Raw genomic sequence first — 17,661 nt, forward strand, 5'->3', positions numbered from 1 at the left:
AATTGACGATACAAAGGTTAGGCCTTACTACGCAGCCTTTTTGCGCAGCACGTATGTTCTGTTATTTTTTTTAAAAGAGTGAAAAAAAGATCGGGTGGGGGAGAGTCCCCGACATTACCAGGGCCTCAACATCTTAATAAGGAAGGCCAGCAACATTACCCGGTCGAGCGAGAGCCTTAAATGCTTCAGAGCCGCCGAGATATAATTCTCCACCGTACGCGGTGAGATCTTCATGTGCTCGGCAATACGTTGCGTGGGCTCGTGCTGCATGCGGCTGAGCCGGAAGGCGGTTTGATAGTGCTCGGGTAATCCGGAGAGGCTTTCTTCGATGGTCTTATAGAGGTCCTTCAGGTGCAGGAGCTCTTCACTGGAATTGTCCACACGCTCGGCGGTATAGAGTACAAAATCGGCGGCGTAGCGCTCGCGTACCGAGCGGGATTTGATGAATGTCAGGATCTTGTTTTTTGCGGCGCCGAAAAGCCAGGCTTCGACCGAGGTGTTGATCACGAGTGTATCGCGTTTGGCCCAGAGCGCCAGGAAGATCTCCTGTACGATCTCTTCGCAGACTTCCTTCTTCTTGACTTTGCTATAGACATACCGATACAGGGCCGGCTCGAAGCGGTCGTAGAGTGCCTCAAAGGCTTTTGCCTGTTCAGCAGCAGGCAACGCGAAGAAGTCCGAATGGTTGAATCCAGACGCCATAGAGTGGACCAGGGTATTGATTGAAGAAAGTTAGAATATTTTTATTTCAATCGAAAGCATGATCCGGATTTGATTGAAAACCAATGGTTTGGACATGATATAAAAGAATTTTACAGAAAACGTGTGCGTAAGGAGCGGCTCGGGCTACATCCTGTTATGGGGCCGCAGAAGTGGCCTGTTATCATCGACTATCTATATGAAGAAATCAGAATTTGAGCAGCTTATCGAGAAGTATCAGCAGGGGCTGTTGTCCGGAAAAGAAAAGGAGCTCATGGACGCATGGTTTGACGCCATCGGCCGTGACGAGGCACACCCCTTGCGGACGACGGCGGAGCGCGATGTTTTGAGGCGGCGGGTGATGGCGGGCGTGCACGGACATAAAACATGGGCCCCGGTGTATGCCTGGAGGATCGCAGCCTCTTTATTGTTGATAGCCGTGGCGTCGTTTGCGATCTGGCAGTATATCGCACACGATGCCTATCTGCCGGTGGCGCAGCAACTGACGGCTTCGTCCGCCGAGGGATTTGTCCATAAGGTCCTCCTGGATGACGGAAGCCTGGTATGGCTGAAGAACAACAGCTCGCTGACCTATCCGGAGAAATTCACGGGGAAAGACCGGCGGGTTGTGCTTCGCGGCGAAGCGCTGTTTGAAGTAGCCAAAGACGCCAGCCATCCCTTTATTATCCAATGCGGCGAGCTGACGACGACCGTGCTGGGTACCAGTTTTAATATCAAGTCCAGCGAAAAAGACATTGAAGTGGTCGTGCTGACGGGCAAGGTCTCGCTGACGGCGCAAAACGACGCGTCGGGCATTGTCGTCCTGCCGTCTGAGAAAGCGATATACCGCAAGGAGATGAAGCAGCTGGCCAAGGTCGAGGCGCAGCCAGAGGAGTCGGTGTCCAGCATTTCGGGCACGGAATACAACATGAATTTCGAGCAAACGCGGATGCAGGAAGCTATCCGGCGGATCGAGCTCAAATTCAATGTGACCATATCCCTGACCGACCCGAGCATGGGGAACTGTATCATTACGGCCAACCTGACGGACCAATCGCTCAGGAAGACCCTAGACGTCATAACCCTGACGTTGCGCGCGCACTACGAAGTGAATGGAAAGACCGTCACCCTGACCGGCACGGGGTGCAGTGAATAACGTATCCGCTACCTAAACAAATAACATATGAACAAACCCGCCAATAGTACCAATACAAGCTAGAAAAAAGCCAATACCGCTACAGCCTAAAAAAAGGCAGAAGTGTTCGCACCACCTCTGCCCCCCGTCAAAAACGGTAGGCTAATGTTTCACCTCGAGAGTTTCACACTAAACCTTTAACAAAAATGCAAAAATTTACGATCAGTTGGATCGGTAAGCTTATGCGTATTACCCTAATACAGGCAACTCTTGCCATGACCCTTTTCGGTATCGCGATCGCCGGCGACAACTACGGCCAGCTTCTCGAACTGCAGGTGACGGTAAAATACCGTAACGAATCCATCCGGAATGTACTTTCAGGCATTGAGCGCAAGAGCTCGGTCAAATTTGCGTACAGCGGCAGCATGCCCGCCCTGGAAGAAAAAGTGACCATTGCGGTAAATAGCACCCGGCTAAAAGATGTGCTGGAGACCCTGCTAAAGCCCCGCGGTATAGCATACATCGAAGAGAGCGACTTTATCATCCTTTCCGACCGGCCCCTGGACCAGAAGGCAAAAAATCCCGATAACTATCAATCCATGCTTACGCCGGTCGACCGGACCGTGTCTGGTATTGTGTCGGACGGAGAGAACGCCGGCCCGTTACCGGGCGTAAACGTCGTGATCAAAGGAACGAGCATCGGTACCACTACCGACGCCGACGGCCGGTACTCTCTGAACGTGCCCGACGAGGGGGGTGTGCTGGTATTTTCGTTTATCGGCTATGCGACGCAGGAAGTGATTATCAACGGCCGGACGACCATCGATGTGGCGATGGCGGCCGATATTACATCCCTGGACGAAGTCGTCGTCGTGGGGTATGGCACGCAGCAGCGAAAGAACGTGACGACAGCCATTACGCAGGTTTCGTCGGAAGACCTTTTGCAGGTAGCCGGCAACGGAGCGTTGATGGCCATACAGGGCAAAGTGGCGGGGTTGTCGATCGTCAACACCGCGGCGGCCGACCCCAATTCCACCCCGGACTTTCAGTTGCGGGGTGTATCCTCCCGCAACGCGGGCCTGGGGCCGCTGTTCGTGATCAACGGTATACCGGGCGGCAACATCGACAACCTCAACCAGAACGACATCGAGTCGGTGACCGTGTTGAAAGGGGGCGCTGCCGCGGCCATTTATGGTACCCGGGGCAGCAACGGTGTCATTCTTGTGACGACCAAGAAAGGAACCACCACTCCCCAGGCTTTTTATGATGGCTATGTCAGCTTCAATTATTTAGCCAATACGTTGGACGTCCTTTCGCGGGACGAATTTGTGGCGAATGGCCGGGGCGTCGATTACCACGGCAATACCGACTGGTTAAAATCCATCACCCACGAACCGGCCGTATCGCAGAAACATACGCTGCAGCTCTCCGGTGGAAGCGATCTGACCAATTATATGATCTCCTTCGACTACCGCGATGCCGATGGAATCGACCTGCGATCGAACAAAGAGGAGTACGGTGCGCGGCTAAACCTGAATCACCACTCGGCCAATAATCTGTACGTTGCCACCATTACGATTGCGCCGCGCTATTTAAGATCCAATAATATCAGCAAGAACGGTTTTAGCCAGGCGTTGTTCCTAAACCCGACGATACCCGTTCAGGATACCCTGAACAGTGCGCGGTATTTTAATATCCGCACCGGGTTTGATGGTGCCTTTAACCCCGTAGAGGAACTAAAGACAGTCGAGAGCGGCACGGAAGGGAAATACCTCGACTGGAGCGCTTCGTTCAGACTGAACCTGCTGAAGAACCTGTACACGCAGGTCAGCCTCAGCGAGCAGACGACCGACTTCTTTGACTTTGGATTCACGCCTTCGTATAACACTACCCGGATCAATAACGACGGCGGGAGGAATACAGCCAGCCGGGCGTATAAGAAGCGCGATCAAAAGATCTTTGAGTGGATCGGCAATTACAATCTCTCCTTCGACAAACACAACGTAGAGGTCATGGGCGGCTATTCGTTCAACTATTTCGTCAATGAAGGGATGAACGCCTCCAATGAGCAATTTCCCTCGGATGTGCTCACGTATAATAACCTGGGGACCGGAACCTGGATCCTGGAGAGCCCCCAAAACCGGTTGGGTTCGTATAAATCGGATGCCAAGCTGATAGCCTTTTTCGGCCGCGTGAACTATGACTTTGCCGACCGGTATTATGTCTCCGCCAGCTTGCGTCGTGAAGGATCATCCAAGTTTGGTATCGGCAACAAGTGGGGCAATTTTCCCGGTGTTTCCGTGGGATGGCGGATCACTAACGAAGCCTTTTTCCCGGCGGTGGATGCCATCGACGATCTTAAATTCCGGGCAGACTTCGGGGTGACCGGAAATCAGGATTTTAACCGTGGAGGCGAGGACCTGGGCAGTTACATGTCCATGGACACCTATTCGGGCTATGGGTTCTATGCCTATCAGGGTGTATACTACCAGGTGTGGGGCCCCAGCCAAAATACCAACTACAACCTGCGGTGGGAAAAGTCCGAGAATATAAACATCGGTGTCGATTTCGAGCTCTTCGACCGGAGACTGACCGGCAGCGTGAACTATTATACCCGGAAGAATAAAGATCTCCTGGGTAACTACAATGTTCCTGTCCCGCCCAATGTGCAAGGCGCTACCTATGTAAACGTCGGTACGATGAAGAACTCCGGTTTGGAGATCCAGCTGGAGGGCGAGCCCTATCGTTCGGATAAATTTACCTATGGGGTGACATTTGCCGGCGCCACCAACAGCAATGAGTTTGTGTCGTTTTCAAACGAGCTGTACCATGGTCAGAACTTTTCAGACATCGCAGGCCTGGGTGGCATGGGCAGCTCCGGACTGAATGCGCAGCGCCTGGAAGAAGGCAAACGCATTGGCAGCTTCTACATGCTGAAATCCGCCGGGGTGGATGCCACCGGCCGGTTATTGGTTTACGACAAGGCCGGAGAGGTCATTCCGGGGAACCGGGCGAAAGCCGAAGACCGCCAGTATGTGGGGAACGGGCTTCCGAAGTTCACCGCCAGCCTGGGCAACAACTTCAGCTACGGCAACTTCAGCCTGAGTATCTTTTTACGTGGTGCCTTTGGATATGATCTGTACAATACCACCGCGTATTTCCTCGGTACACCCGCGACCCAGAAAGGTGTCAACGTGCTGGCATCGGCGTATGACGGTGGAAAGTATTCGGCCCTCACCAATCCCGAGACGTACTCATCGCTTTCCGATTACTTTCTCGAAAAGGGTGACTTTGTGAAGATCGATAACGTGACGCTGGGCTATACGTTCAAGAACCCCATCGAGTTCCTGTCGTCGGTAAGACTCTATTTTACTGCGCGGAATTTGTACACGTTCACTAAGTTCACCGGTGGTGATCCCGAATCGGTGAGTGTGAACGGCTTGACGCCGGGTATCAATACCTCGCTGCCGTACTATCCTTCTTCTACCCAGCTCATCGCTGGCTTACAACTCAAGTTTTAATGTCAATATACTAGCGTATGAAAACTATAACTCAACATATAGCCGGTATTGCATGCAGTGTGCTGCTGGTGTTTTTTGCGAATGGCTGTACAGACCTGGACGAAACGCTGTACGACCGGATTACCTCAGAAAATTTTTTACAAACCAAGGACGACGTAATCCGCGACTTCTTACGATCCTTTGAACACGGCTACTGGTCGATCCAGGGCGGTGGCTTATACTATGCCCAGGAATTGCCCTCGGACGAGCTGATGACGCCAAACCGCGACGGCGACTGGTTTGACGGCGGCGTGTACGCCCGTTTGCACTATCATACCTGGACCGAGCAGGATGGCTATACCAGCGACATGTGGAATGCCTTGTACCAGGGCATAAGCCTGGCGACAAACTCGTTGGAGGACATCGAGAAAATCGATCCCGTTCAGTTCGGGTTGACCGAGGCCGACAAGGCAGACTTTGTGGCGGAATTGAGAACCCTGCGGGCGTGGTATCACCTGCGGGCATTTGACCTGTACCGGAACATTCCCCTGGTCACGAAAGTGAAGGGCGAAAGCCAGATGCCCCCGCAGTCGACCCCGCAGGAAGTATTTGATTTTATTGAGCGGGAGTTGACCGAGTCTCTTCCGAATCTCCCAACCCGCGAGCAGCTCGGCGACGACGCGATCGGGCGTTGGACAAAGGGCGGTGCCGCCGCCCTGTTGGTCCGGCTGTACCTGAATGCAAAAGTGTACGTCGACCAGGACAAGTTTGCCGAGTGTGCGTCGATCTGTGAGAAGTTTATCAACGGTGAGTATGGCAGTTATCAGCTCGAAACCCGTTGGGATGCTCCGTTCGATTATACCAATTCAACTTCCGCTGAAATGGTCTTTGGTTTCCCGTCCAGCTTTGCCCGTACACACTGGCAGTACGATGGCGGCATGTTCGGTTGGATGGCGCCGCACCAGGCCGGCAAATATTTTGGCCTGTCGGGATTTGGCTTTAACACCCGCTATGCCTTGCAACCCGGACGCGACGTCGACAGCGTGGAGTATCCCTTTGCGTTGGGCAAGCCCTTTGTCAAGTTTCAAAAGTATCCCGACGACTTCCGGTTAAAGAAATACCGCAACCTTGGCAATAGTACCCGCGAAGGAATGTTTTTATATGGGTATCTGCCGTATGTCGAAAACGGAGAAACCAAATACGTCCAGAGCAACCGCGGCTATACCATTTTCAGCCGCGACCAGGTAGGCTTTTTCAAAAATACACCCCCCGGGCAGGAGTTGGCGGATAAAGTTTCGAACATGGACCACGCGGATGACAACTCCGGCGTGTGGCTGGTCAAATATCCATTCTATCCGACGGAGGATCCGAACAAACTGGCGTCGGCCTATGCCGAGATCCGGTATGCAGAGATCTATTACTCCCTGGCGGAATGCAAGTATCGGGCGGGCGATAAGGCGGCAGCCTCCGTGCTGCTGAACGAAGTGCGGAAACGCAATTATCCCGAGGGCTCTACCAGCCTCTATGAACCCGACGGCAGCGAGCTGACAGACATCGAGCTGATCGACGAATGGGGCCGGGAATTCATCGGCGAAGCCAGACGGCGTACAGACCTGATCCGCTGGGATCTGTTCAACAAAGGCACCTGGTGGGATAAACAACCCGATGCGGACGATCATACCAAACTATATCCTATTGGTAAGAACGTGACCAACCTCGTACCCGATCTTACACCCAACCCTGGTTATTGATATAGTATGGAAAAGCATCAGAAACGAAACATAGGCATTGCAGCAATACTGCTGCTGAGCATAGCCATAGGGTCTTGCAGTAAAGACCTGGACGCGCCGGAGCCAACACCGTTGACCACGGGCACGCTTTCGACATCGAAGTCCGAGGTGGTGATCGACATGACCCAACCGTCGGACGAGGCCGTTAAATTTACCTGGTCGGCAGAGAAAAATACATTGGTGGCGTACAAGATCATTTTCACCGCCGGATCAAAGACCGACTCGGTGGATGTCGCGGCCAATACCGTCGACAAAGGATTCTCGAACACCGAGCTGAACGACATCCTGGTGGATAACCTCGATCTGGAAATTGACAAGCCGGCATCGGTCAGCGTACAGGTCCATGCAAAAGTGACCATCAACGACCGGGAAGCGTCTTCCAACGTCGTGACTATTTCGGCAACCCCCGCCATGAAAGAAGGTTAGTCTTTTAGCGTTGCATAAAAAAGCGCTTTGTCCTGAATACCGGGCAAAGCGCTTTTTTTTAGGATCACCACCACCCGAAATGGTGATACTTGTGCCGGTGGATCCAGTCAGCAGAAATCAAAAAGCACTTGCAGTTTATCAGCGCAGGATGTGAATGGCACCCTTCGTTTCAGGAACGCACTCACCGGTGGCGCGGTAAAAATAGACTCCTTCCGATAGGCCGGACCCCGTCCAGGTGTTCTTGTAGTCGTCGGTAACATACACTCGTTGTCCCCAGCGGTTAAAGATGGCGAGCGAAACGGCGCCGGCGTGGGGATCGACCGGGAGGTTAAATGTTTCATTCTTCTCGTCGCCGTTTGGTGTAATAACATTAGGAGGCGACAGTATGGGGTAGATTTTTTGGGTGATTGTTACTGAGTCGCGCGTGCTGCCACACGCGTTGCTCACCTGTACCCAATAGGTGCCGTACACTTTTGCTTCCAATTGTGGCGTGGTTGAACCATCCTGCCATTCAAATGTCAGGCCTGTAGGGTCGGCTACTGGTGTGAGCATTGCTGCCACCTTGCAGGCGATTTGATCTTCTCCCAGGGATACCACAGGAGCCGCGTTTACAAGTGACAGGCGTACCGTGTCGGTTACCGATCTGCAGACGCTACTGACGCGTACCCAGTACGTGCCAGAGGTAGTTGCCACGAAGCTTGGCGCCATCGATCCGTCCTGCCAGAGGAAGGTGAAGTCGATCGGGTTAGCCAGAGGCGTCAACAAAGTGGAAACGTCACACAGCGTTCGGTCTACACCAAGGTCGGCCTCGGGCGCGGGTGGAAACACCAGGTCTACCGTATCGCGATCAGCGCCGCAGGCGTTGCTGACCGCTACCCAATACGAGCCGGTGACGCGCGCTTCAAGTTGCGGGCTGGTCGATCCATTTCTCCATAAGAAATTCACGCCGGTGGCATCGGCCATGGGGCGTAGCAGGACAGATTCGTCACACGACGTCCGGTCGGGTCCCAGCGATGCTTGTGGTTTAGACGCGACTGATACCTGAATGGTGTCGCGTGAAGTGCCGCAGGCGTCCGTTACAGCCACCCAGTATTTACCTGCCGTTGACACGACAATGCTTGGGCTTGTTTGCCCGGTGCTCCAGCGGAAGGTAGCCGCCGGATCGGGTGCGGTGGGGCGCAGGGTGATCGCAGCCCCGCTGCACGTGAATTGATCGGGCCCCAGCGACGGGTCGCTTCCCGAGACGCCGGTGCGGATTAGTTCAAGGCGAGCCGTGGCTGTTAATGGCCCGCCGGAGGCTAGCGAGGTCCAATTGCCGACACTGTTATCCGGGCGTCGCGAGAGCGCACAAGGAGCCGCGCCTTCGTACGAGTAGGTGGCAGTATAGCGATAGCCGGCGTCCGCCGCGACGAACACGCCAAAATATCCCCGGGCAGCTGCGGTTAGATCGAGGCCGTTGGAGCGACTGGGATGTTCATTGACATAGTATATATGTACGCCCTGGGGATTGCCCTCGAGATTGCTTGTTTTTAACGCGTCGTCGCCCTGAATAAGCTGAAGTGAGCTACCGCTCCAGGTCCCTGCATACTGATACGTGCTGATATCTCCTATGGGTGCGCCGGAGTAGCTCCGGGTGGAGCCATGCATGATGCCGGCGGCGTGTTTAACGGGAGATTGATCATGGATGGCCGTGCCGGATGTCTCATTAAACGACCAATTGCCTACCAGGCCTGGCTCATTGCCTTTTAGTTTCTGGCACATCGTGGTGCGAATCTCATCGGCTGTTCGCCCGCGGTTCCACACACGCACTTCGTCCATCTTGCCTTTGAAAAAGTATGCATTCCCATTCGGCGTCCACTGCCCGACCTTGGCCACATCACCCGGCGAATTGGAACTCATCGGCAAGTTTGTAGATCCGTCGTAGTGGCCCCCTACATCGACACCGTTGACAAACAACTGCATATCGAGCGGACCGTTCACCACAATGGCCACGTGCGTCCATTTGTCAGCAATGGATGCAATAGTCTGCGATTTGGCCCGACGGTACTGTCCACTGTTTTCTCCCCGGCCGTCGCCATAGCCGCCCGTAATACGCGTAGCCGTAACGCCAAAATCGACGCCGTTATAGAGAGGTAAGTTGTCCTGACTGCTAAAAACTGGTAGCACGTAGGCAGGTGTGCCATCGACATACACCCACGCTTCCACAGTAAGCGGCAGCGCCAGATTATCCAGGATGTTTCCTAAATCGATGTAGTCGTCGACGCCATCGAATTCTATGCATCGGCCGGAGCTTTTAAAATCTGACTGCGCATAACCAAAACAATAACAACCGGCCGTTAAAAACAGCAGAAAAACCAATCTCAGCATAGACATTTAGACGGGTTACGTCCAGGCAACAAAGATACGTCGGTTTTTGGACGCGGGGGTAGTCCATGTAATAGAATCCGCTGGTTTACCCGGGCCGAAATCGGGCAGTCCACGCGCAATGCATCAACGCTGCTGCATCAGCGTGCGGCTTTAAACTCCGATCCTTCTTTCCACGCCGGCCAGGCATCTTCTGCCGCCAGGCGTTTTCCTACCTGGAAGAGCAGTTTGATGTCTTCCAGTGCGCCGGCGGTATTCAGGCGGGCGCTATCGTACTCGTCGGTCGGTTGGTGATAGTATAGCCTGGTGTACTCGCTTTTTAAGCGTGCGCCATATTCCTTTCCCTTTTCGGCGTGATCGTTGCCCGTGCCGGTGTAAAGCGCGGGAATACCGATCTTGGCAAAGTTAAAATGGTCGGAACGAAAGTAATAACCTTTTTCGGGTTCGCTGTCAGGCACGACATAGCGGCCCTGCTGGCTGGCCGCGTCGGCCAGATAATCTTCCAGCTCCGACTGGCCCTTGCCGATGACGACCACGTCTTTCATTTTGCCGTACGGATTGATACCGTCCATGTTGAGGTTTGCGACGGTGCTGGCCGCCGGATATACCGGATGCTCCGCATAGTAGGCTGAGCCCCACAAGCCTTGCTCTTCGGCCGTAACGGCCAGGAATACTACCGTCCGCCGGGGCTTTTGCTGCAGGCTCTTAAAGGCCTTTGCGATTTCCAGCAGAGCTGCCGTGCCGCTGGCGTTATCGTGCGCACCGTTGTAGATGCTGTCGCCGACGGCGTTGGGCTTGCCGATGCCCAGGTGGTCCCAATGGGCGGTATACAGTATATACTCATCGGGTTTTTCGCTGCCCGTGAGTTTGGCAATGACATTGTACGACTTGTCGAAGCGTGTTTTTACATGCAAGGTTGTAGAGGCCTTTACGTTCATGTCCACGGCGGTAAAGCCGGGCTTACGTGCGCGTGTCTGCTGCTCATTGAGATTCAGGCCGGCGAGCTGAAAAAGTTTTTCCGCCGCGGGAAAGGAGACCCAACCCACACCTTCGCAGACGTACAGCTGGTGGCCCCGTTGGTCGAGGTAAAGATGCGGCGAGTTCCAGTTGTTTTGCACCACGCCGAACGGATAGGCTGCTGGTACCGTGTTGTGTACGATCAGGCAGCCCCGGGCGCCCTGGCGTGCGGCCTCTTCGTATTTATAGGTCCAGCGCCCGTAATACGTCATGGTGTTGCCTTTGAAGAAGGTCGTGTCGTTGCCGCCAAAGCCCGGGTCGTTCACCAGCACGACAACGATCTTGCCCTTTACATCCAGGCCCTGATAGTCGTTCCAATGATATTCCGGTGCCACGATGCCAAAGCCGGCGAACACCAGCCCGGCATCACGCCAGGAAATGAGCGAGTCGGTGCGCTGCGTCCAGAGTACATATTCCTTCAAACCCGACAATGTTGTTTTGCCGGTTGGCCCGGTAAGGTGCATGACGGAATCGGCCTTGGTGGTGATTTCCACCATCGGTACTTCCTGCAGGAAGCTGGTATCATTACCGGCCTCCAATCCCAATTGCTTAAACTCGTCGACCAGGTATGCCAGGGTTTTCTTTTCGCCCGCGGTGAAGGGACGGCGACCCTGAAAGTCGTCGGAGGCGAGGGTCTTCACATGTTGTGCGTAGCCTGCTTCGGTAAAGCTGGCAAGGCCGTCTTGCGGATCGGCGTGTTTCGGCTTACAGGAGGCCAGAAGGAGCAGTAGGGCCAGGGGCCAAACGGTACTTTTTGACATAAGGATGAAGGTTAAGAGAACCCAAGATAAAAAAAATCCGTGCCCTCGGGGCGCGGATTTTTTTCAGGAGGCGATTACGAGCCGATCAATAAATACTGATCTTCCGGTGAATGACCTTTTCTTGTGTTTTGATCAGACAGATGTACACGCCCGGAGGCAGTTGTGAAACGTCGACCAACAGCGCTTCCTGGCGCGCAGGCTTGGACACTTCCCATAAGTTGCCGCCGGACGCGCCGATGAAGCTTACGGTTGCGGCGTGGAGGGCATCGTCAAACTTCAGCGTGAGCCAGTCGGTTGCAGGCGAAGGATATACCGCTACGCCTTCATGCACGCCGGTTTCCACGCCGGTAATGGTCAGCATGACCGGCCGCGAGCTGCCGCTGCAGCCGTCGGCGACAACGTCGACCTTATAGTGCCCGTCCGACAAGGGAGCGATGCTGCGTGTAGTCCCGCCGGCGATCGGTTCATCTTCCAGGTACCACTGATAGCGATCGGCCTCTTCGGTCGTCTGGAGTGTGTGGCCCACCAGTTCGATCACGGGAACCGGCACCGGATTGAACGTCACCGTGACTTTATCCGATACCTCGCTCTGGCAACCTTGCGCGTCCGTCACGCGAACAGTATAATCGTCTTCTATTATGGCGCCGATCGTCTGCGTGCGCTCACCGGTGCTCCATTGATAATATCGGAAGCCGGCCGGTGCAGACAGCTCGAGTGGCTGGCCGATACAACCCTGTTCCGCGCTTTTTACAATGACAGGCCTGGCAATTTTTTCGGTGGTCGTCGTTGCGTCGTTGGAGTAGAGGGGGGTGTTAGAGACGATCGCCGCGACGCGGAAATCGTACGCTCGATTACACACCAGGTTATTCACGGTGTATTGTGTGGCGTTGGCGCCAATGGATACTGACGTATACGCCGTGGCTGTCGACTCTTTATACTCCACGCGGTACGATTGCTCGGTGGTAACATCGTCACGCCATTGCAGCGCTACGGCAGAGGTACCCGCCGCGGTAGCCGTCAGATTGCTCGGTTGCGTCACCACCGGAGGAGTGATGGTGACAGTCTGTGTAGCCGTACGCTCGCCGCAGGGGCCAGTGCCCTTCAGTGTTACAGAATAGGAGCCCGGCCCGGCATACACATGCGGCAGGATATCGCGCGTAGAGGCCGTCGCACCGTCGCCGAACGACCACAGGAAGCTGGTATATTCGCTGGCGCTGGTGTTGGTGAACGTCACGGTGTTCTCCGCTTGCTGATAGGTGAATGCGGGCAGGCCTTGCGTACACGTAACGGTGAAGGTCTTTGTAACCGTACGCTCGCCGCAAGGGCTTGTGCCCTTCAGCGTTACCGAATAGGAGCCCGGCCCAGCATACACATGCGGCGGGATATCGCGTGTAGAAGCCGTCGTGCCGTCGCCGAACGACCACAGGAAGCTGGTATATTCGCTTGCGCTGGTGTTGGTGAACGTCACGGTGTAGGCCGCTTGTTGATACGTGAATGCAGGCAAGCCCTGCGTACACGTAACGGTAATGTCTTTACAGATCGTCAGTGGCTGATCACAGCCGCCGCCGCGCGTGGTCATGCAGACGTTGTACGTGCCGGGCGTTGTGAAACGATGCTCTGCCTGGGCGCCGGTATATGTCTGGCCTTCGATGGTCCAGGTATAGTCGGTACCATTGCCGCCCGAGGCGGTAAATCCATAACGCATGTAGGCATCCTTCGTTGTGTACGAGTAGTCGGCGGAGACAGGCGGGCTGATCGTGAAATAGTAGTCCGCCGGCGGCGAATATAGCGTCGGGTTCGAGCCGATGATCCGGAACGTATAAGCGTCCGAAGGTACGTCCGGAATGGTTACCGTTATTTTTCCTTCCGGTTCTTGCGTGGCCAGGCTGCCGACCTTCAGCATGGTGGTGTTTTGATCGCTGACGAGATATACATCGAAGACATTACCCGCCCCGAGTTTTATGCTGCCGTGTACACGATAGTCGATGTCCACCGTCGTGTTGGGACACAGGAAGTCCGCGCCATCGATGTGGCTGTCGGCGTAGAGCTTGTATTGTGACGAAGTGCAATCGAGACCGTCAATGGCGGCGATAAAGAAAGAGCGATTCTGTTCCGTATAAATCGCATCGCCCAGCACAAGGTTCGGCAGCTGAACGGACATGTCGCTATTGGTGTTCTGGTATGCGGCACCATACACCAAGACCCTTCCAGATAGCGTAGACACATCGAGTATTTCCGGCCGTACACCGTCATCGAACTCCCGGTCGTAGACGTTTTCGCCAAGTGACTTCGTTTTCGCCAGGGTACCGTCCGTATTAAACCCAACGACGTAGGCAAAACCACCCCGGACGGTGATCGGACCATCCTGTGCCTGAAAGCTTGATTCTTCGTGGTTGGACTGAAGCGAGGTGTAAATTACACCAACGTCGTCTACCGAAAGTCCGCGCAGGTACATGCTGCCTATCGAAGCATTTGCCCATTGCACCTGGCCGGTAGTACTATAGCGAACGATATACACATTGTTGACCATCACGGTATGGTCGGCTTCGCCCACCGAGGGGAAAGAGACCGCGCCAAAAGCCTCGCCGCTTACCACGAGGTTGCCATCCAGGTCGGCCGATGCTTGCAGGATCGTACCGGGAACGTTAGTTTCTACCAGGAGCTCACCGCTGTGTGAATATTTGTGCACAATGTTTCCGTCCCAGCGTGTGGGATAAAAAAACCACATACCGTCCGGGGTTACGACCATCTCGTCGGCAGTGTACGGATAGTTCGGCAGTTCCAACGGAAACGACGAGATGACATTCCCGGAGGGAGAGACGATAGTAAGGTGATCGTTGACCAGGTATATATTACCGTTTTCGTCGAGTTCCATGTCTTTGAGGACCCCGCTACCGCCCGGAGCAATCTGCCCGCCGGAGCGTATCCACTCGATCACTCCGTCGGTCGTATATTTTACCAGGTATTGCTGGTCCGCGCTGGAGGACGTTGCCGGACGCAACGTATCACCATTGGCGGAATAAAACTCGGGCATGTTACCGGCCTGCCAGGCCAGCATGTAGATCGACTGATCTTTGGCTGTACGAAGCTTTACGTCGAGGTGCGGGTTTTGCGGGAGGTCGGGCATGGCAGCAAATGCCCATGCCACGACACCCCCGAAAGTGTACTTCGCCAGGAATCGTCTCCGGCCCGTTGCGGCCGGGGCGGTATACTTCACGCCGGTCTTCGAATCCAGCATCGCTGTGCCCGACTCATACATGCCCGATACGACAAAGCCGCCTTCCCAGGTCGAAGTCAGGGCAAACAATTTGTCCGTAGGGTACGTGCTCTGGGGTTGATTCAGCCCAATGCTCGTAGCCCAGCAGCCAAGCATACCCGTGGCGTCGTATGCATGGATGGTTTTTTGGATCACATCCGAGCAGCCATTGGAGCCCGTTACGCGCAAGGTAATTGCATGCGTGCCGGGTTGCAGGAATCGGATAGCGGCGGGATGGGCGTCGGTTGATGTTGCCACATCTGCCCCGTTAAAGGCCCACTCGAACGATGTGGCGTCGGTCGACCGGTTAAAAATTTTCACCGGTTCCTGCCAACCGCCGGTTTGTGTATTTATACTCGACAGGTAGAAGTCGGCCTTTATACGTTGTACGTCAATCGGAAGGTTATTGTCAAACCATTGCTCGCACGCGCCGATGCGGGCCTGCACGCGGTAATATGTGTCTTTGGTGATCGTGGTCGTGAAGGTCACCAAACCGCCGGTACCGATAACGTTTCCCAGAAGGGTTTGCTCCCGGTAAACGTCGTATTGCACCGAAGGGTGGCTGTTGGCGATGTTGATGACTGCCTGCCCGCCCTGGCAGGACTGTTGTGCATCGAGCGTGATCGTCGAACCTTCCAGGATGTTGTCGTATACCGTAATCGTGGCATTCATGTCGGCAGTAGCGGATTCGCAGCTATTCGAACGGGTGCCGACAACGCGGAATGTATTGACCGTTGCGGCCGTCAGGGTAGGGGATGTCAGCGTAATGAAGGGCGTGGTGCTGTTAACGGTGACGGACGCCACCTGCACGTCGCCCTGTAAAAGTTTATAGGCTCCACGCTCCGGGTCGCTAACGGTAAACACCGCGGTCTGCCCGGCACACATCGTCTGTGGATAGGTCACCTGCAGTGGTTTGGTGAAGGCGGGGTTCGCCTCAACCGTGAGGTTATTGTCGAACCATTGCTCGCACGCGCCGATGTGGGCCTTTACGCGATAGTATGTGTCGCCATTTACAACCGGGGCAGTGTATGTGACAACGCCGCCAGTACCGGTAACACTGCCAAGCGAGGTTTGTTCGTGGTAGATATCGTATTGCACCAGGGTGCGGCTGTTGGTAATACTGATTACCGGCAGCCCTTCCTGGCAGAACCGCTGCGCATCGATGCCGATTGTCGTGCCCGCACGGATGTCGTCGTATACCGTAATGGTGGCAGTCTTGTCGGTAGTGACTGTTTCGCAGACGTTCGAACGGCTAGCCACGACGCGGAACGTATTTGTCGTCGCGGCCGTCAGGATGGGGGATGTCAGTTGGATGGAGGACATGGTGCTGTTGACAGTGACAGATGCCACCGGCACACCGCTCTGTAAAAGCTGATAGGCTCCACGCTCGGGATTGGTCACCGTAAATACCGCGGGCTGCCCTGCGCACATCGTTTGCGGATAGGCCACCTGCAGCGGCCTGGTAAAGGCGACGCTGGCTTCGACATATACGTCTATACTCTTTGCCTTTGAAAGCGTACCCCTCTTCGCGGTAAGTGATATCGTATGGCTGCCGGCTGTGAGCGTGGTCGTAAGATCGCGGCTGGTGCTGACGAGCGTATTGTCAATGCGCCATTCAAATGTTTGGCCTGTGGCTGGACCGTTGTTCTGGAATGTATACGACGGACCGGCACAGTAGGTCGTGCCGGGTGCGGTAAACGACGCAATAGGGGTGCTGACGTTGTCAGCGGTCGAGCCTGAATAAAGGCGTCCTTCAAATCCTCCCGCCCACACTTTTCCGGAGGGTGTAATAGAAATACCCTGCAGGCTCAGGTTGGAATTCGGAAACGTCTGGGTTTCCCAGGTCGCGCCGCCGTCGGTTGTCTTGAGCACCGGCAGAAGGAAGATGGTAGAATACGAGAGAATATAGCCTGTTTGCCCCTGGAACGCGATAGCCCCCAGGTCGACACCTACGGTAAAGGGGTTTTCCTGCCAGGTCGCGCCGCCGTCGGAGGTATGCAAAACAGCACCGATGGAGGTGGACGCAATGCCGCGGCTGGCATCGAAGAAGTATAAATCGTTGATGTTATACGTGGTTCCGAGGTTTGTCCAGGTAGCGCCGCCGTTGGTGGTCTTCAGGAACATGTTGTCGCCCGCCATGAAGCCAAGTTGGTTGTCGATAAAGAGAACCTTCCGCAGGTTGCCGGTGGCCGGAGCCGTCGTCACGGTGATCCAGGATACGCCGGCGTCCTGGGTGCGCAGTACCGTACCATCGCTACCAACCGCGAAGCCGATCGATGCGGTGGCGAACGATACCGACGATAAGCCGAGTCGGCCGACGGCACTGCCCATAGCCTTGTAGTAGGTAACAGACCAGCTGGTGCCGCCGTCCGTAGTGCGGGCAATGACATCATACGTGTTGAACATCGCACTGCCGACCAGTACGCCCGTCGTGGTGTTGAAAAAGTGAATGTCGTTGACGAATGCGCCCCCGAGCAACTGCTGGTCGGTGGCGGTGGGGTATTGCCCCTTGGCCCAGGTGACCCCGCCGTCGGCGGTTTTCAGGATGCCTTCGCTCGTGCCGAGAAAGCCTACCTGATCGTTCAGGAAGTGGACGTCATAAATGGCAGAGGATTTAGGGATGGGGGAGGTTTCCTGCTTCCATTGGCTAAAACCAGCCACAGGAAGCAGAAAGGCCAGCGAAGCGGCCAGTAACGATTTGAATGACATATTG

The 17,661-nt window shown here is 55.0% G+C and carries 8 protein-coding genes; 4 read left to right on the top strand and 4 right to left on the bottom strand.

Features of this window, described 5'->3' with window-relative positions:
• Positions 1 to 114 precede the first annotated feature (114 nt).
• Entirely contained in the window at positions 115 to 702 is a 588-nt protein-coding gene (locus KK078_RS20550) for an RNA polymerase sigma-70 factor (protein WP_254092192.1), read from the bottom strand.
• Positions 703 to 898: 196 nt separating this feature from the next.
• Here KK078_RS20550 and KK078_RS20555 point away from each other — a divergent pair, with 196 nt between their 5' ends.
• The 4 genes from KK078_RS20555 to KK078_RS20570 all read left to right on the top strand — a co-directional run bounded on the left by KK078_RS20555 (position 899) and on the right by KK078_RS20570 (position 7,550).
• Entirely contained in the window at positions 899 to 1,855 is a 957-nt protein-coding gene (locus KK078_RS20555; protein WP_254092193.1) for a FecR family protein, read from the top strand.
• A 185-nt stretch (positions 1,856 to 2,040) separates the two neighbouring features.
• Complete coding sequence (locus KK078_RS20560; RefSeq protein ID WP_254092194.1) at positions 2,041 to 5,355, top strand: SusC/RagA family TonB-linked outer membrane protein; 3,315 nt, start codon at positions 2,041 to 2,043, stop codon at positions 5,353 to 5,355.
• Between the two features lie 17 nt (positions 5,356 to 5,372).
• Positions 5,373 to 7,085: a RagB/SusD family nutrient uptake outer membrane protein gene (locus tag KK078_RS20565; protein ID WP_254092195.1), complete on the top strand. Its 1,713-nt coding sequence runs from the start codon at positions 5,373 to 5,375 to the stop codon at positions 7,083 to 7,085.
• Between the two features lie 6 nt (positions 7,086 to 7,091).
• Complete coding sequence (locus KK078_RS20570) at positions 7,092 to 7,550, top strand: SusE domain-containing protein (protein ID WP_254092196.1); 459 nt, start codon at positions 7,092 to 7,094, stop codon at positions 7,548 to 7,550.
• A 138-nt stretch (positions 7,551 to 7,688) separates the two neighbouring features.
• Here the strand turns inward: KK078_RS20570 and KK078_RS20575 are convergent, their stop codons facing one another.
• The 3 genes from KK078_RS20575 to KK078_RS20585 all read right to left on the bottom strand — a co-directional run bounded on the left by KK078_RS20575 (position 7,689) and on the right by KK078_RS20585 (position 17,657).
• A complete protein-coding gene (locus KK078_RS20575) occupies positions 7,689 to 9,917 on the bottom strand; it encodes a LamG-like jellyroll fold domain-containing protein (RefSeq protein ID WP_254092197.1) in 2,229 nt (742 codons plus the stop codon).
• Between the two features lie 137 nt (positions 9,918 to 10,054).
• Positions 10,055 to 11,692, bottom strand: a complete 1,638-nt coding sequence (locus KK078_RS20580) for a M28 family metallopeptidase (RefSeq protein WP_254092198.1) — start codon at positions 11,690 to 11,692, stop codon at positions 10,055 to 10,057.
• 85 nt (positions 11,693 to 11,777) lie between these two features.
• Positions 11,778 to 17,657 (bottom strand): PKD domain-containing protein, encoded by a 5,880-nt coding sequence (locus KK078_RS20585; protein ID WP_254092199.1) that lies wholly within the window; start codon positions 17,655 to 17,657, stop codon positions 11,778 to 11,780.
• Positions 17,658 to 17,661: the final 4 nt, after the last annotated feature.

The organism is Dawidia soli (genome assembly GCF_018598185.1).
Lineage (GTDB): Bacteria > Bacteroidota > Bacteroidia > Cytophagales > Cyclobacteriaceae > Ohtaekwangia > Ohtaekwangia soli.